10 protein-coding genes are annotated in these 15,633 nt (G+C 60.8%); 6 read left to right on the top strand and 4 right to left on the bottom strand.

Annotated elements, in window-relative coordinates; genetic code table 11:
- The first annotated feature begins 26 nt into the window (after positions 1 to 26).
- From xdhA to guaD, 4 genes are all read left to right on the top strand, one after another.
- The gene (xdhA, locus tag TK42_RS03780) at positions 27 to 1,475 is read left to right on the top strand and encodes a xanthine dehydrogenase small subunit (RefSeq protein ID WP_103733632.1); all 1,449 of its coding nucleotides are present in this window, start codon (positions 27 to 29) and stop codon (positions 1,473 to 1,475) included.
- Positions 1,468 to 3,867: a xanthine dehydrogenase molybdopterin binding subunit gene (xdhB, locus tag TK42_RS03775; RefSeq protein ID WP_103733631.1), complete on the top strand. Its 2,400-nt coding sequence runs from the start codon at positions 1,468 to 1,470 to the stop codon at positions 3,865 to 3,867. Before xdhA ends, xdhB begins: the two co-directional genes overlap by 8 nt.
- A 123-nt stretch (positions 3,868 to 3,990) precedes the next feature.
- Positions 3,991 to 4,833, top strand: a complete 843-nt coding sequence (gene xdhC / locus TK42_RS03770) for a xanthine dehydrogenase accessory protein XdhC (RefSeq protein WP_103733630.1) — start codon at positions 3,991 to 3,993, stop codon at positions 4,831 to 4,833.
- A gap of 7 nt (positions 4,834 to 4,840) precedes the next feature.
- The gene (gene guaD, locus TK42_RS03765) at positions 4,841 to 6,145 is read left to right on the top strand and encodes a guanine deaminase (RefSeq protein WP_032879939.1); all 1,305 of its coding nucleotides are present in this window, start codon (positions 4,841 to 4,843) and stop codon (positions 6,143 to 6,145) included.
- Between the two features lie 153 nt (positions 6,146 to 6,298).
- Here the strand turns inward: guaD and TK42_RS03760 are convergent, their stop codons facing one another.
- Positions 6,299 to 7,063: a GntR family transcriptional regulator gene (locus tag TK42_RS03760; RefSeq protein ID WP_005790335.1), complete on the bottom strand. Its 765-nt coding sequence runs from the start codon at positions 7,061 to 7,063 to the stop codon at positions 6,299 to 6,301.
- Between the two features lie 244 nt (positions 7,064 to 7,307).
- Here TK42_RS03760 and TK42_RS03755 point away from each other — a divergent pair, with 244 nt between their 5' ends.
- Positions 7,308 to 8,498 (top strand): benzoate/H(+) symporter BenE family transporter, encoded by a 1,191-nt coding sequence (locus TK42_RS03755; protein WP_032879937.1) that lies wholly within the window; start codon positions 7,308 to 7,310, stop codon positions 8,496 to 8,498.
- 37 nt (positions 8,499 to 8,535) lie between these two features.
- On the opposite strand, the gene TK42_RS03750 is transcribed toward TK42_RS03755, so the two are convergent.
- Positions 8,536 to 8,880, bottom strand: coding sequence for a YggL family protein (locus TK42_RS03750; RefSeq protein WP_003193255.1), 345 nt, complete (start codon positions 8,878 to 8,880; stop codon positions 8,536 to 8,538).
- A 236-nt stretch (positions 8,881 to 9,116) separates the two neighbouring features.
- On the opposite strand from TK42_RS03750, the gene dacB reads away from it, so the two are divergent.
- Positions 9,117 to 10,577, top strand: a complete 1,461-nt coding sequence (dacB, locus tag TK42_RS03745; protein WP_005790339.1) for a D-alanyl-D-alanine carboxypeptidase/D-alanyl-D-alanine-endopeptidase — start codon at positions 9,117 to 9,119, stop codon at positions 10,575 to 10,577.
- 81 nt (positions 10,578 to 10,658) lie between these two features.
- On the opposite strand, the gene TK42_RS03740 is transcribed toward dacB, so the two are convergent.
- Both TK42_RS03740 and rlmKL read right to left on the bottom strand, forming a co-directional pair.
- The gene (locus TK42_RS03740; protein WP_103733629.1) at positions 10,659 to 13,085 is read right to left on the bottom strand and encodes a diguanylate cyclase; all 2,427 of its coding nucleotides are present in this window, start codon (positions 13,083 to 13,085) and stop codon (positions 10,659 to 10,661) included.
- Between the two features lie 230 nt (positions 13,086 to 13,315).
- Complete coding sequence (gene rlmKL / locus TK42_RS03735; RefSeq protein ID WP_103733628.1) at positions 13,316 to 15,580, bottom strand: bifunctional 23S rRNA (guanine(2069)-N(7))-methyltransferase RlmK/23S rRNA (guanine(2445)-N(2))-methyltransferase RlmL; 2,265 nt, start codon at positions 15,578 to 15,580, stop codon at positions 13,316 to 13,318.
- Positions 15,581 to 15,633 lie beyond the last annotated feature (53 nt).

Genomic DNA, 15,633 nt, shown 5'->3' with positions numbered 1-15,633 from the left:
ACAATAATGAGTCTGCGAGGCCTTCCGTGATCCAGTTTTTACTCAACCAGGAACTCCGTAGCGAGCACGCCCTGGACCCCAACCTGACCGTGCTCAACTATCTGCGTGAGCATGTGGGCAAATCCGGTACCAAGGAAGGCTGCGCCAGCGGCGACTGCGGTGCGTGCACGGTGGTGGTCGGTGAGCTGCATACCGATGACCAAGGCACCGAGCAGATTCGTTACCGCAGCCTCAACTCCTGCCTGACTTTCGTGTCGTCGCTGCACGGCAAACAACTGATCAGCGTTGAAGATCTCAAGCACCAGGGCCAACTGCACAGCGTGCAACAGGCCATGGTCGAGTGCCATGGCTCGCAGTGCGGCTTTTGCACCCCGGGTTTCGTGATGTCGTTGTTTGCCCTGCAAAAGAACAGCGACGCCCCCGACAGCCACAAAGCCCATGAAGCCCTGGCCGGCAACCTGTGCCGCTGCACAGGTTATCGCCCGATCCTGGCCGCCGCCGAACAAGCCTGCTGCAACAAGCCTCAGGATCAGTTCGACAGCCGCGAGGCCGACACCATCGCCCGCCTTAAAAGCATCGCGCCCACCCAGACCGGCGAGCTCAACAGCGGTGACAAACGCTGCCTGGTGCCCTTGACCGTCGCCGACCTGGCCGACCTCTACGACGCCTATCCGCAAGCCCGCCTGCTGGCCGGCGGCACCGACCTGGCGCTGGAAGTGACCCAGTTCCACCGCACCCTGCCGGTGATGATCTACGTCGGCAACATTGAAGACATGAAGCGCATCGAACATTTCGACGACCGCCTGGAGATCGGCGCGGCCACCGTTCTCTCCGATTGCTACACCGCGCTACACCATGAATACCCGGACTTCGGCGAACTGCTGCAGCGCTTCGCCTCCCTGCAAATCCGCAACCAGGGCACCCTGGGCGGCAATATCGGCAACGCCTCACCGATTGGGGATTCGCCGCCACTGTTGATTGCGCTCGGCGCCCAGATCGTACTGTGCAAAGGCAACACCCGCCGCACGCTGGCGCTGGAAGACTATTTCATCGATTACCGTGTCACCGCCCGCCAGGACAGCGAGTTCATCGAGAAGATCATCGTGCCCAAAGGCCACGCACTGTTCCGTGCCTATAAGGTGTCCAAGCGCCTGGACGATGATATTTCAGCCGTGTGCGCGGCGTTCAACCTGAACATCGACAACGGTGTGATCAGCGCGGCGCGCGTTGCCTTCGGCGGCATGGCTGCCACACCAAAACGCGCAAAAAGTTGCGAGGCCGCGCTGGTGGGCGCCATCTGGAACTCGGCCACGGTCGAGAAAGCCTGCGCCGCCCTGGCACAGGACTTCACCCCGCTGTCGGACTTCCGCGCCAGCAAGGAGTATCGCCTGCTCAGCGCGCAGAACCTGCTGCGCAAATACTTCATCGAACTGCAAACGCCGCACATCGAGACTCGGGTGACCGCTTATGTCTAACCATCACGCCGTCGTAAAGACCCAGGCCGAACTTGCCGAACTGTTTGCCCGGGATCTCACCTCCGGGGTCGGGCGCAGCGTCAAGCATGACAGCGCCGCCAAGCACGTCAGCGGCGAAGCGCAGTACATCGATGACCGCCTGGAATTTCCCAACCAGTTGCACCTGTATGCGCGCCTGTCCGACCGTGCCCACGCCCGCATTCTCAGTATCGACACTGCGCCCTGCTACGCCTTCGACGGCGTGCGCATTGCGATTACCCACGAAGATGTACCGGGCCTGAAAGACATCGGGCCGTTGATGCCCGGCGACCCATTGCTGGCCATCGACACTGTGCAGTTCGTCGGCCAGGTGGTGCTGGCCGTGGCGGCCCGTGACCTGGAGACCGCGCGCAAGGCAGCGATGGCGGCAGTGATCGAATACGAAGACCTGGAGCCAGTACTGGATGTGGTCGAGGCCTTTCGCAACAAGCATTTCGTGCTCGACAGCCACACGCACCAACGCGGCGATTCGGCGTCTGCGCTGGCGAGTGCCAAGCACCGTATCCAGGGGACCCTGCATATCGGCGGCCAGGAACACTTCTATCTGGAAACCCAGATCTCTTCGGTAATGCCCACCGAAGACGGCGGCATGATCGTCTATTGCTCTACGCAAAACCCCACCGAAGTGCAGAAGCTGGTGGCCGAAGTGCTTGACGTGTCAATGAACAAGATTGTCGTGGACATGCGTCGCATGGGCGGCGGGTTCGGCGGCAAGGAAACCCAGGCCGCCAGCCCCGCCTGCCTGTGCGCGGTGGTGGCACGCTTGACCGGCCAGCCGACCAAGATGCGCTTGCCGCGGGTTGAAGACATGCTGATGACGGGCAAGCGTCACCCGTTCTATATCGAGTACGACGTGGGCTTCGACGACAACGGTCGCCTGCACGGGATCAACCTGGAACTGGCGGGTAACTGCGGCTGCTCGCCAGACCTGTCCAACTCGATTGTCGACCGCGCGATGTTCCACGCCGACAATTCGTATTACCTGGGCGATGCGACGGTCAACGGCCATCGCTGCAAGACCAACACGGCCTCCAACACCGCCTATCGCGGCTTCGGCGGCCCCCAAGGCATGGTCGCCATCGAGGAAGTGATGGACGCCATCGCCCGCCATTTAGGCCAAGACCCACTGGCGGTACGCAAGGCCAACTACTACGGCAAGACCGAGCGCAACGTCACCCACTACTACCAGACCGTCGAGCACAACATGCTCGAAGAGATGACCGCCGAACTCGAAGCCAGCAGCCAATATGCCGAACGCCGCGAAGCGATCCGTCTGTATAACGCCCACAGCCCGATCCTGAAAAAGGGCCTGGCGCTGACCCCGGTGAAATTCGGCATTTCTTTCACCGCAAGCTTCCTGAATCAGGCCGGCGCGCTGATCCATATCTACACCGATGGCAGCATCCACCTGAACCACGGTGGCACCGAGATGGGCCAGGGCTTGAATACCAAGGTCGCGCAAGTGGTGGCCGAAGTGTTCCAGGTGGACATCGACCGCGTGCAGATCACCGCCACCAACACCGACAAGGTGCCCAACACCTCGCCCACTGCGGCTTCCAGCGGCGCCGACCTGAACGGCAAGGCGGCACAGAATGCCGCCGAGACCATCAAGCAGCGCCTGGTGGAGTTCGCTGCGCGCAAGTACGACGTCAGTGAAGCGGACGTAGAGTTCCGCAACGGCCATGTGCGTGTACGCGAGCAGATCCTGACGTTCGAAGCGTTGATCCAGCAGGCGTATTTCGGCCAGGTCTCGCTGTCGAGTACCGGTTTCTACAAGACCCCGAAAATCTTTTACGACCGCAGCCAGTCGCGCGGACGACCGTTCTACTACTACGCGTTCGGCGCCGCGTGTTGCGAAGTGATCGTCGACACCCTGACCGGCGAATACAAGATGCTGCGCACCGACATCCTCCACGATGTGGGCGCTTCGTTGAACCCGGCCATCGACATCGGCCAGGTCGAAGGCGGCTTTATCCAGGGCATGGGTTGGCTGACCATGGAAGAACTGGTGTGGAACAACAAGGGCAAGCTCATGACTAACGGCCCGGCCAGCTACAAGATCCCGGCCGTAGCGGACATGCCGCTGGACCTGCGGGTGAAACTGGTGGAGAACCGCAAGAACCCGGAGGACACAGTATTCCATTCCAAGGCCGTGGGTGAGCCGCCGTTCATGCTCGGGATTGCTTCGTGGTGCGCGATCAAGGATGCGGTGGCGAGTTTGGCTGACTATCGCCAGCAACCAAAGATCGATGCGCCGGCCACGCCCGAGCGGGTGTTGTGGGGGTGTGAGCAGATGCGGCAATTGCGGGCGGCGAAGGCTGTCGAGGCTGACACTGAATTGGCTTCGCTCTAGACCCAGGCGCTGCCATCGCGGGCAAGCCCGGCTCCCACATTTTGAGGTGCTAACCCGATCAAATGTGGGAGCTGGCTTGCCTGCGATAGCGGCCGAACTAACAGCAGAAATGTTGAGGTAGACATGGACAACTGGATCAGCGCCCTCGCCACCCTGCAGAACCAGGGCGAACCCTGCGTACTGGTGACCATCATCGAAGAGCTGGGCTCCACGCCACGTAATGCCGGTTCCAAGATGGTGATCAGCGCCGCGCGCACCTTCGACACCATCGGCGGCGGGCACCTGGAATACAAGGCAATGCAGCTCGCTCGCGACATGCTCGTGCGCGGCCAGCAAACTACTCATCTGGAGCGCTTCAGCCTCGGCGCGAGCCTGGGCCAGTGCTGCGGTGGCGTGGCGGTATTGCTGTTCGAACCCATGGGCCAGGTGCAGGCGCAGATCGCGGTGTTTGGCGCCGGCCATGTCGGGCGTGCGCTGGTGCCGTTACTGGCAAGCTTGCCCTGCCGCGTACGCTGGATCGATTCCCGTGAGCAGGAGTTTCCGGAGCACATCCCGCAAGGCGTGCGTAAAATCGTCAGTGAAGAACCGGTCGATGAAATTGCCGACCTGCCCGCGGGCAGTTACTGCATCGTTATGACCCACAATCACGCGCTGGACCTGGAACTCACCGCCGCCCTGCTCAAGCGCAATGACTTCGCCTACTTCGGCCTGATCGGCTCGAAAACCAAACGCGTCAAATTCGAACACCGCCTGCGTGACCGCGGCTTCGACACCGCACGGTTGCAACGCATGCGCTGCCCCATGGGCCTCACCGAGGTGAAGGGCAAGTTGCCGGTAGAGATCGCCATCTCCATCGCCGGCGAAATCATCGCCACCTATAACGCCAATTTCGGCCAGCACACTGCCGGCGCCGAACCCATTGCCAAACTGCTGCCGGCTTCGCGCCGCAGCCAAGCTATCAATTGAGATAACCATGCCTTTGACTCGCAAAGCCTACCGCGCCGCCATCCTGCACAGCATCGACGACCCTGCCATCGTTGGCATCGACGCCTCCTACGAGTATTTCGAAGACGGCCTGCTGGTGATCGATAACGGCCAGATCAGTGCGCTCGGCCACGCCAGCGACCTGCTGCCGACGCTGCCCGCCGACATCGACATCACGCACTACCAGGACGCATTGATCACCCCCGGCCTGATCGACACCCATATCCATCTGCCGCAAACCGGCATGGTCGGCGCCTACGGCGAGCAATTGCTGGATTGGCTCAACACCTACACCTTCCCCTGTGAAAGCCAGTTCGCCGACAAGGCCCACGCCGATAACGTCGCGGATATCTTCATCAAGGAGTTGCTGCGCAACGGCACCACCACCGCACTGGTCTTCGGCAGCGTACACCCGCAATCGGTGAACTCGTTTTTTGAAGCGGCCGAGAAACTCGACCTGCGCATGATCGCCGGCAAAGTGATGATGGACCGCAACGCGCCGGACTACCTGACCGACACACCTGAATCCGGCTATCAGGAAAGCAAGGCGTTGATCGAACGCTGGCACGGCAAAGGCCGCCTGCATTATGCCGTTACGCCACGCTTCGCCCCCACCAGCACGCCTGAGCAACTGGCGCTGGCCGGGCAATTGCTGGGCGAATACCCAGATCTGTACATGCAGACCCACATCAGTGAGAACAAGCAGGAAGTCGAGTGGGTAAACGAGCTGTTTCCCGAGCGCAACGGCTACCTGGACGTGTACGACCATTACAAACTGCTCGGCGAGCGCTCGGTGTTTGCCCACGGCGTGCACCTGTGTGACGACGAATGCGCACGGCTGGCGGAGACCGGCTCGGCGGTGGCGTTCTGCCCAACGTCGAACTTCTTCCTCGGCAGTGGGTTGTTCAACTTGCCGATGGCCGAGAAACACAAATTGAACGTAGGCCTGGGCACCGACGTGGGCGGCGGCACCAGCTTCTCGCTCCTGCAAACACTGAATGAAGCCTATAAGGTCATGCAGTTGCAGGGAGCGCGGTTGAGCCCGTTCAAGTCGCTCTATCTGGCGACCCTGGGCGGTGCGCGCGCGTTGCGTCTGGAAGACAGGATCGGCACATTGCAGCCGGGGACGGATGCGGACTTCCTGGTGCTGGACTACAACGCCACGCCACTGCTCAGCTATCGCTTGAAGCAGGCCAATAACATTGCCGAGACGTTGTTTGTGCTGATGACGCTGGGGGATGATCGGGCAGTGTTGCAAACCTATGCAGCCGGCCAGTTGGTGCACCAGCGCTGATCTCAGAGACACCACAAAACCAATGTGGGAGGGGCTTGTGTGGGAGCCGGGCTTGCCCGCGATGCAGGCACCGCGGTATGTCAGTTACACTGCGGTGATGCTATCGCAGGCAAGCCAGCTCCCACACAAGCTCGCTCCCACATTTGATTGGGTTTACAACTTTACAGACGTGCGCCCAGGTTTTTTAGTCTGTAGAAGGTGCGAAAACACCGCATGCAAATCATCCGACGCGCTCTCTTCATCGAGGTTGAGCTTGCTGTCGATATGATCCATATGATGCATCATCAAGTTCACCGCCAGCACCGCATCGCGGGCTTCGATCGCGTCGATCAACTGGGTGTGCTCATCGTAGGAACAGTGCGAGCGGTTGCCGCTTTCGTACTGGGCGATGATCAATGAGGTCTGGGACACCAGGCTGCGCTGGAAGCTGATCAACGGCGCGTTCTTGGCCGCTTCGGCCAGTTTCAGGTGGAACTCGCCCGAAAGACGGATACCGGCACCGCGATCACCGCGGGAGAAACTGTCGCGCTCGTCATTGACCATCTGGCGCAACTCGGCCAATTGCTCAGCGGTAGCATGCTGCACCGCCAACTCCGTGATCGCTCGCTCCACCAGACGCCGGGCCATGAACACCTGGCGCGCTTCTTCCACACTGGGGCTGGCAACCACTGCGCCGCGATTGGGCCGCAGCAGTACCACGCCCTCATGGGCCAGGCGCGACAGTGCGCGGCGAATGATGGTGCGGCTAACGCCAAAGATCTCGCCCAGTGCCTCTTCACTCAATTTGGTTCCGGGTGCCAGGCGTTGTTCGAGGATCGCCTCGAAGATATGCGCGTAGACGATATCGTCCTGGGTTCCGCTGCGACCGGTCTTGCCGGCTCGCGGTTGTTTCTTGAGAGGTTGCAACTGTTCGTTCATGGGCACTCGGGTAGGGAGAACGGCGGCGAATTAACGGTAATACGGCAAATTCAAGGTAATACGGCAACTACGGGTCGCTGGCAAGTATCACCTAAAAACAGCGCACATTGTACACAACCCAATGCGCCAACACACTGTACGGCTGTTTGCGGCCCCGGCTGTATTGCAATGACTCGTTACGTTTGAGTTTAGGCTTGAATCTGCGCCGTCACCGGCAAATCCCAGGTAAAAGGAACACCCTTCCATGACCGACGCCACCCAAGCGCCCTTGCGCCCGCTGGCCGACACCTCCCCCTCGGCCATCGTCGCCGGTTTTATCGCCATGATGACCGGCTACACCAGCTCCCTGGTGCTGATGTTCCAGGCCGGCCAAGCCGCCGGTTTGACCACCGCACAGATTTCTTCGTGGATCTGGGCGATTTCCATCGGCATGGCGGTATGCAGCATCGGCCTGTCCCTGCGCTATCGCACACCCATCACCATCGCCTGGTCCACACCCGGCGCGGCGCTGTTGATCACCAGTTTAGGCGGCGTGAGTTATGGCGAAGCCATCGGCGCCTACATCACCTGCGCAGTGCTGGTGACCCTATGCGGGATGACCGGCAGCTTTGAAAAACTGGTCAAGCGCATCCCTGCATCGCTGGCGGCGGCGTTGCTGGCGGGGATCCTGTTCAAGATCGGCAGCGAAATCTTCGTCGCTGCGCAGCATCGCACCGGTCTGGTACTGGGGATGTTTTTCACCTACCTGATCATCAAGCGCCTGTCGCCGCGCTATGCCGTGCTTGCCGCGCTACTGATAGGCACCGCGCTGTCGGGGCTGATGGGGTTGCTGGACTTCAGCGGTTTTCATCTGGAAGTGGCGACGCCGGTATGGACCACCCCGCATTTCTCACTGGCGGCGACCATCAGCATCGGTATCCCGCTGTTTGTGGTGGCCATGACCTCGCAGAACATGCCCGGGGTCGCCGTGCTGCGGGCCGACGGCTACACCGTGCCGGCTTCGCCGCTGATCACCACCACCGGCCTGGCCTCGCTGGTGTTGGCACCTTTCGGCTCCCACGGCATCAACCTGGCGGCGATCAGCGCGGCGATCTGCACCGGGCCGCACGCCCATGAAGACCGCAACAAGCGCTACACCGCTGCGGTGTGGTGTGGGGTGTTCTACGGGATTGCCGGGGTATTCGGCGCAACCCTGGCGGCATTGTTCGCAGCCCTGCCCAAGGAACTGGTGCTGTCGATTGCAGCGCTGGCGTTGTTTGGCTCGATCATCAACGGCCTGAGCATTGCCATGAATGAGCCGAAGGAGCGGGAAGCGGCGCTGATCACCTTTATGGTCACCGCGTCAGGCTTGACGTTGTTTTCCATCGGGTCGGCGTTCTGGGGGATTGTGGCGGGGGTGTTGACGCTGTTGATTCTGAATTGGCGCAAGGCATAAAAAAACGGCGACCCTCAGGTCGCCGTTTTGTTTAGTATCACTTAGCCGCGTTGATCGGCTTTTCCGGATACCACACGTCCAGCAACGGGCTGACTTCAGCCTTGGTCAGCTCGGAACGGGTTTTCAGCCAGGCTTCGACAGCAGCGCGCTGCTCTTCGGACACCGAGCCACGCTTCTGCAGGCAAACCAGACCGTAGTCATCGCCGCCGACATAGCCCAGACCATTGGCTTCCATGGCTTCTTTGATGAATGCTTCGAGGAAAGCGTCGATAGCTTCTTCACTCAGGCCTTCGTTGAAGTCCAGGTTCAGTTCGAAACCCAGCTCTTGAAATTCATCAACGCACAGTTTTTTGCGCAGACGCTGGGAACGGTTAGTCGCCATTGGAACAATCCTCATAAGTAATAACGGGCGGCACTTTAGCAGTTTAAGGCGGCAATTGCCCGACTCTCTGGGACGGGCGGCGCATCGGCCGTTAAAAAAACCTGATTAGCGGCTATCGTTCAGCTACAAGTGAAGCCACCTTGGGGCATAATGCCGACACTTTCGTGACCATTGAGGGATTTTCTTATATACCCCTCGCCTTTTTCACCCTTCTCAGCAGTAGGGTTTTATTTCTTATGATCAAATCGTTGCGTTCTGTATTACTTGCCAGTGTCCTTTTGCCTTTGGCCCTTTCGGCCACTGCCGCCCCCATCAATACTGCCCTGCCCCCCAGCGTCGCGCAGGCCTTGCAGAAAGCCAAACTGCCCAATACCGCGTTGTCTCTGGTAATGCTGCCTCTGAACGGCCCCGGTACGCCAACCGTATTCAATGCCGACGTATCGGTGAACCCGGCCTCTACCATGAAGCTGGTGACCACTTACGCGGCCCTGGAGATGCTCGGCCCCAACCACCAGTGGAAGACCGAGTTCTACACCGACGGCACCCTCAGCGGTGGCGTGTTGCGCGGCAACCTGTACCTCAAGGGCGGCGGCGATCCCAAGCTGAACATGGAAAAGCTCTGGCTGCTGATGCGCGACCTGCGTGCCAATGGCGTGCAGCAGGTCACCGGCGACCTGGTACTGGATCGCAACTTCTTCAACCAGCCGCTGTTGCCTGATTTCAATGACGACGGCAACGACGAGAACAAGCCGTTCCTGGTCAAGCCCGATGCCTTGCTGGTCAACCTCAAGGCCCTGCGCTTCGTGACCCGTAATGATTCGGGACGCGTGATCGTGTCGGTCGAACCGCCGATTGCCAGCATTCGCATCGACAACCAGGTGAAAGTCACCAACGCCAAGCAGTGCACCGGTGACGTGCGTTACAACCCGGTGACCGCCGCCGACGGCAGTGTGACCGTGACTGTCAGCGGCCAACTGGCCGATGGCTGCAGCTCGCAGACTTACCTGTCACTGCTCGACCACGCCACCTACACCGCCGGCGCCGTGCGTGCGATCTGGAAGGAGCTGGGCGGCACCATCCAGGGCCGCGATATCCAGGCGCCAGTGCCCAAGGATGCCAAGGTGCTGGCCCGCGCATTCTCGCCGGACCTGGCGGAAATCATTCGCGACATCAACAAATACAGCAACAACACCATGGCCCAGCAACTGTTCCTGAGCCTGGGCGCGCAATTTCGCAACGATGCCGATGGCGACGATGCCAAGGCAGCGCAACGCGTCGTGCGCCAATGGCTGGCCAAAAAAGGCATCACCGCACCGCACCTGGTAATGGAGAACGGCTCCGGCCTGTCCCGCGCCGAACGGGTCAGCGCTCGCGAGATGGCGGCCATGCTGCAAGCCGCCTGGAAAAGCCCCTACGCGGCGGAGTACATCAGCTCGATGCCAATCGCCGGCACTGACGGCACCATGCGCAAACGCCTGAAGACCACAGCGATGCGCGGTGAAGCTCACGTGAAAACCGGTACCCTGAACACCGTACGCGCCATCGCCGGGTTCAGCCGTGACAACAACGGCAACACTTGGGCGGTGGTGGCGATTCTCAACGACTCCAAGCCTTGGGGCGCGTCATCGGTGTTGGACCAGGTGCTCCTGGACCTGTATCGCCAACCGAAGGCCGTTGCAGCCGCGCCGGTTCTGTAAAGCATCACACTACCCTGCAGGAGCGAGCTTGCTCGCGAAAAACGTCAACGATCACGCGTGTTTCCTGAGTACACGCGGCGTCTATGGTTTTTTCGCGAGCAAGCTCGCTCCTACAGTCAGTAGGGCTTGCTCGCTCCCACACGCCTCGACCCGGTCCCTGCCCGCCTGCTTGGCCACATACACTGCCGAATCAGCGCGCAGCAGCAACCCATCGATATCTTCATCGGTCCGCCAACTGGCTACGCCAAAGCTGGCAGTGACGATGCCCACCGGTTCCATCGGCGTATCGCGCAACGACTGCCACAACTGAGTTGCCAGGCTATAGGCCTGGGCACCATTGGTACTTGGGCACAGCACCACGAATTCTTCCCCACCCAGGCGGCAAAACACGTCGGTACGGCGCAAGCGCTGGCCTATGCGCTTGCACAACTCCTGCAACACCCCGTCGCCCACGGCGTGACCATGCTGGTCGTTGATGCGCTTGAAGTGATCGATATCGAGCATGATCAACGACAGTGCGCCCGAGGTGCGGTTGATCCGCAGCATCTCGCCCTTGAGCCGATCCTGAAAATAACGCCGGTTATAGATGCCCGTCAGAGAGTCAGTGATGGAAAGCGCGCGCAGTTCTTCCTCGACCCGTTTGAGATCGGAAATATCCGACACATAGCCGTGCCAAAGCGTACCGCCTCCAGGCAGCTCCTCGGGTGTCGCTTCGCCGCGAATCCAGCGCAGGCCCCGCTGGGGCAATTGCACGCGATACTCTTCGCGCCAATGGCTCAATTGCAATGCCGACAAACGTATCGAGGCACGCACCCGCTCGATGTCCAAGGGGTGAATGCGTTCCATGACCTTGCCTGCATCCTGCTGTAATGCGCCAAGTTCGATTTCATAGATATCGCGCATACCTTCGCTGGCGTAGATGAAACGCCCATTGCCCTGCAGGTCCTGGGTGAACTGGAAAATCCCGCCAGGCACATGAGCACTGAGTTTTTTCAGCAGACGGTCCCGGGCTGCCAGGGCTTCATAGGCGCGCTTTTGCTCGGTGATATCCAGGTAAATTGCCAAGTGTCCGACCCACAGGCCAAAGTCGTCCAGGAGCACGGTGGCCAGCATGTTGACCGTCAGTTGGGTACCGTCCTTGCGCACCAGCGTCCACTCGCGAGCTTCATGCAGGCTGTCAGGGCTCTCCACCAGCATTGCCTGGCTCGGCGCAATACGCTTGCCTAGCGCCAGGCTCAACGGCACAGCCCGCGCTTCGAGTTCCACCGCCAGGTGCAGGCTTTCCAGGGTCAGGCGACCCAGCACCTCTTCTGCCTTGAAACCCAACATCTGTTCGGCGCCAGCATTGAAGGTGTTGATCACACCGCGCAAATCGGTGGCGATGATCGCGACCTGAGTCGCCGCATTCAGCACACTGCGTAATTGCCCGTGAGCCCCACGCAACTCTTGCTCACGCAAGCGCAACTGCACGGTGCGCTGTTCCACCAGTTTCAGCGCACGCTGGCGCTGGCTGACCAGCACGTAGAGCAAGGCACTGAGCAAGGCGCTGAGCAGCACACCCATGCCCAGAATGGTATTCATCGAGGAATGATTGGCCTTGTCGAACACCTCGCTGGCACGCAGGCTCAGGGCATAGACGTGATCGCCAAGGGTGAGGCGGCGTGTCGCCGTCAGGTCGCTGTTGCCCACCGTATTGCTGGATGCATACAACACCCGTTGCTGCGTATCGGAAGTGTCGACGATCTGCATGACCAGATTGTCGCGATTCGGTTTGGGCAACCCATCGGCCACCAGTTGGCGCATGCTGAGCACCGCCATGACAAAGCCGTAGGGCTCGCTGCCAACGGCTTTGCTCACTGGCGCCACCAGCAGCACGCCGGCCGCGTAGGCAGGCTCCACGCCCACCAATTGCATGGGCTGTGACACTGCCGGCCTGGCGTTTTTTTGCGCACGCTCCAGGGCTGAACGGCGCAAGGGCTGGGCCAGCAGGTCAAAACCCAAGGGCGAACCCAACAAGCTCTGCGTCTGGCTGTACAACACCGGTACGTATTCATCGCGCTCGGGCGCGGGCGCCAACTCACCCAAGCCATTGAGTTCACGGATGCTGAAAGGGATGCCACGCTGACGGGAAATCTCTCGCTCGAACGCCCTGCGCTGCTCACGAAATATGCGCGGTGCCCAGGCGTAGGCACGCGCATTGAGCAACAGAGGCTGGGCGAAGCCGTCGAACTCGGCACGGGAGACATCGCCAGAGTTGATGAAGAAACGCTGCAGGCTACCCAGGCGCAACTCCTGATCCTCAAAACGCTCCTGGATGCGGGTGTAGCGCTCATTGACCAGCAACTGGAAACGCTGGCGCACCTGTTGCTGATACAGGTCGGCAGTCGCCCACGCGACAACCATCGTCAACGCGCTGCCAGCCAACAACACCACCAATGCCACCAGCCAAGCCGACGCCTGTTCACTGATAAAACCAAGGATTTTCGGGCGGACAGCTTGCATCGGCATAGGCAACACTCACAACGCCAGTGTGCGGGGGTGTCACGTTGGCTGGGGTTTAAGTTATAGCCATTGGTCGGGTGTTTGACCAGCCTAAAAACTGCAGGGGCTTAATGTGGGAGGGGGCTTGCTCCCGATAGCGGTGGATCAGCCATTCCATTGATGACTGATACTCTGCTATCGGGAGCAAGCCCCCTCCCACACTGGATACTCAGCGCATTCAGAACTGCTGATATTAATCAGCGAGCAGTGATTTTCCAGGCCCGGTGGATCTTCGCATTGCGCGCAAAATCCGGGTCGATGGTCTTGTCGCTGATCTCTTCGACCGCATAGCGTTCGCTGAGGTTGTCTTCCAACTGGAACTTGCGGAAGTTGTTGGAGAAGTACAGCACGCCACCCGGCGCCAGGCGCGCCATGGCCAGGTCGAGCAACTGCACGTGGTCACGCTGCACGTCGAAGATACCTTCCATGCGCTTGGAGTTGGAGAAGGTCGGCGGATCGATGAAAATCATATCGAACTCATCGCGACTGGCCTCCAGCCACGCCATGACATCACCCTGCTCCAGGCGGTTCTTGTCGGAGAAACCATTGAGGGAGAAGTTGCGACGCGCCCAGTCCAGATAGGTTTTGGACAGGTCGACGCTGGTGGTGGTGCGCGCTCCACCCTTGGCAGCATGGACGCTGGCGGTGGCGGTGTAGCAATACAGGTTGAGGAAGCGCTTGCCGGCCGCTTCTTTCTGGATGCGCATACGCATCGGGCGGTGGTCGAGGAACAGGCCGGTATCCAGGTAGTCGGTGAGGTTGACCAGCAGCTTCACGCCACCTTCGCTGACCTCGGTGAACTTGCCCTGGGCGCTCTGGCGTTCGTATTGCTTGGTGCCGCTCTGACGCTCGCGACGCTTGACCACCACGCGGCTCTTGTCGACGTTCAGGGCCTGGGGAATCGCTGCCAGGGCGTCGAACATGCGCGCCGAGGCTTTTTCCGGGTCGATGGATTTTGGTGCCGCGTATTCCTGTACGTGAACCCAATCGTGGTACAGGTCGATGGCCATGGAGTACTCGGGCATGTCGGCGTCATACACACGGTAGCAATCCACGCCTTCACGCTTGGCCCATTTGCCCAGCAGCTTGAGGTTCTTTTGCAGGCGGTTTGCAAACATCTGCCCGCCTTCGCTCAAGCGCGCCTGTTCGACCACCGGGGCCGGGGCTGGCTTGATCGGGTTGCCGTTCTTGTTGTACTGGCGCTCAACGGGCTCGATCGGCGCCTGGTCGTAAGCCGCTTGCTCACGCTCAGCCTGGCGCTGCTCCGGCGTGCGACGTTCGCCGGTGACGAACTGATCCGGGTTGACCTTGATCAGCAGCAATTTGCACGGCAACGCGCCGTTCCAGAACGAATACTGTTTGTGGCTGCGGATGCCCATGCGCTTGCCCAGGTCCGGCGCGCCGGTGAACACCGCAGCTTCCCAGCCCATGCAGGCCTGGCGCAGGCGCTCGCCGAGGTTCTGGTAGAGGTACAACAGGCTGGCTTCGTCACCCAGGCGCTCACCGTAGGGTGGGTTGCAGATCACCAGGCCTTTCTGGTTCTGGTCCGGGCGCGGCTCGAACGTGCCCACTTCGCCTTGGTACACCTTGATCCAGTGGCTCAGGCCGGCGCGTTCGATGTTATTGCGGGCGGGTTGAATCAGGCGCGGGTCGGCTTCGTAACCGCGGACCCACAGCGGTGGCTTGTTCATACCAATGGCCGCACGCTCGCTGGCCTCGGTGTGCAGCTTTTTCCACAGCGCCGGGACGTGACCCAGCCACGTAGTGAAACCCCACAGCTCGCGATTGAGGTTGGGGGCCATGTCGGCGGCGATCATCGCGCCTTCAACCAGGAAGGTGCCGACGCCGCACATCGGGTCGGTCAGCGCGCCGCCTTCGGCTGCAATGCGTGGCCAGCCGGCGCGAATCAGGATCGCCGCTGCCAGGTTTTCCTTCAGCGGTGCCGCGCCCTGCTGCAGGCGGTAGCCACGCTGGTGCAGGCTGTGGCCGGAAAGGTCCAGGGACAGGATCGCTTCGCCACGGTCCAGGCGCAGGTGAATGCGCAGGTCCGGGTTGATCTTGTCGATGGATGGACGCTCGCCGGTTGGGGTGCGCAGCTTGTCGACGATCGCATCCTTGACCTTCAGCGCGCCGAAGTGGGTGTTGTCGATGCCCGAGCCGTGACCGCTGAACTCGACCGCCAGGGTGCCGTCGGGAACCATATGGTCGGCCCATTCGATATCCAGCACGCCGTGGTAGAGGTCTTCGGCGTCCTTCATCGGGAAGCGCTTGAGCACCAGCAGCACACGGTTGGCCAGGCGCGACCACAGGCACAGGCGGTAGGCGGTTTCCATGTCGGCCATGCCGCGAACGGCCGAGGTGTGCTCGCGGGCGTCCTCAAGGCCTAGCCCGACGGCTTCCTCGATCAGCAGGCCTTCGAGGCCCTTGGGGCAAGTGAGGAAGAGTTCAAAACGGTCCGACATGGGGCATTCCAGGCTTTTCAGCAATAAATGAACGGGCGACGCATCGCCGGTTC

The organism is Pseudomonas sp. GZJR-8 (assembly GCF_002916705.1).
Taxonomy (GTDB): domain Bacteria; phylum Pseudomonadota; class Gammaproteobacteria; order Pseudomonadales; family Pseudomonadaceae; genus Aquipseudomonas; species Aquipseudomonas synxantha_A.
The sequence above is the reverse complement of the archived record's forward strand: the minus strand, read 5'-3'. Positions and strand labels throughout refer to the sequence as shown.

Excerpts from the sequence above, each read along its gene's own strand:
- TK42_RS03740 (WP_103733629.1), bottom strand. The coding sequence starts at position 13,085 with ATGCCGATGCAAGCTGTCCGCCCGAAAATCCTTGGTTTTATCAGTGAA.
- TK42_RS03755 (WP_032879937.1), top strand. The coding sequence starts at position 7,308 with ATGACCGACGCCACCCAAGCGCCCTTGCGCCCGCTGGCCGACACCTCC.
- TK42_RS03750 (WP_003193255.1), bottom strand. The coding sequence starts at position 8,880 with ATGGCGACTAACCGTTCCCAGCGTCTGCGCAAAAAACTGTGCGTTGAT.
- xdhB (WP_103733631.1), top strand. The coding sequence starts at position 1,468 with ATGTCTAACCATCACGCCGTCGTAAAGACCCAGGCCGAACTTGCCGAA.
- xdhC (WP_103733630.1), top strand. The coding sequence starts at position 3,991 with ATGGACAACTGGATCAGCGCCCTCGCCACCCTGCAGAACCAGGGCGAA.
- rlmKL (WP_103733628.1), bottom strand. The coding sequence starts at position 15,580 with ATGTCGGACCGTTTTGAACTCTTCCTCACTTGCCCCAAGGGCCTCGAA.
- dacB (WP_005790339.1), top strand. The coding sequence starts at position 9,117 with ATGATCAAATCGTTGCGTTCTGTATTACTTGCCAGTGTCCTTTTGCCT.
- guaD (WP_032879939.1), top strand. The coding sequence starts at position 4,841 with ATGCCTTTGACTCGCAAAGCCTACCGCGCCGCCATCCTGCACAGCATC.
- TK42_RS03760 (WP_005790335.1), bottom strand. The coding sequence starts at position 7,063 with ATGAACGAACAGTTGCAACCTCTCAAGAAACAACCGCGAGCCGGCAAG.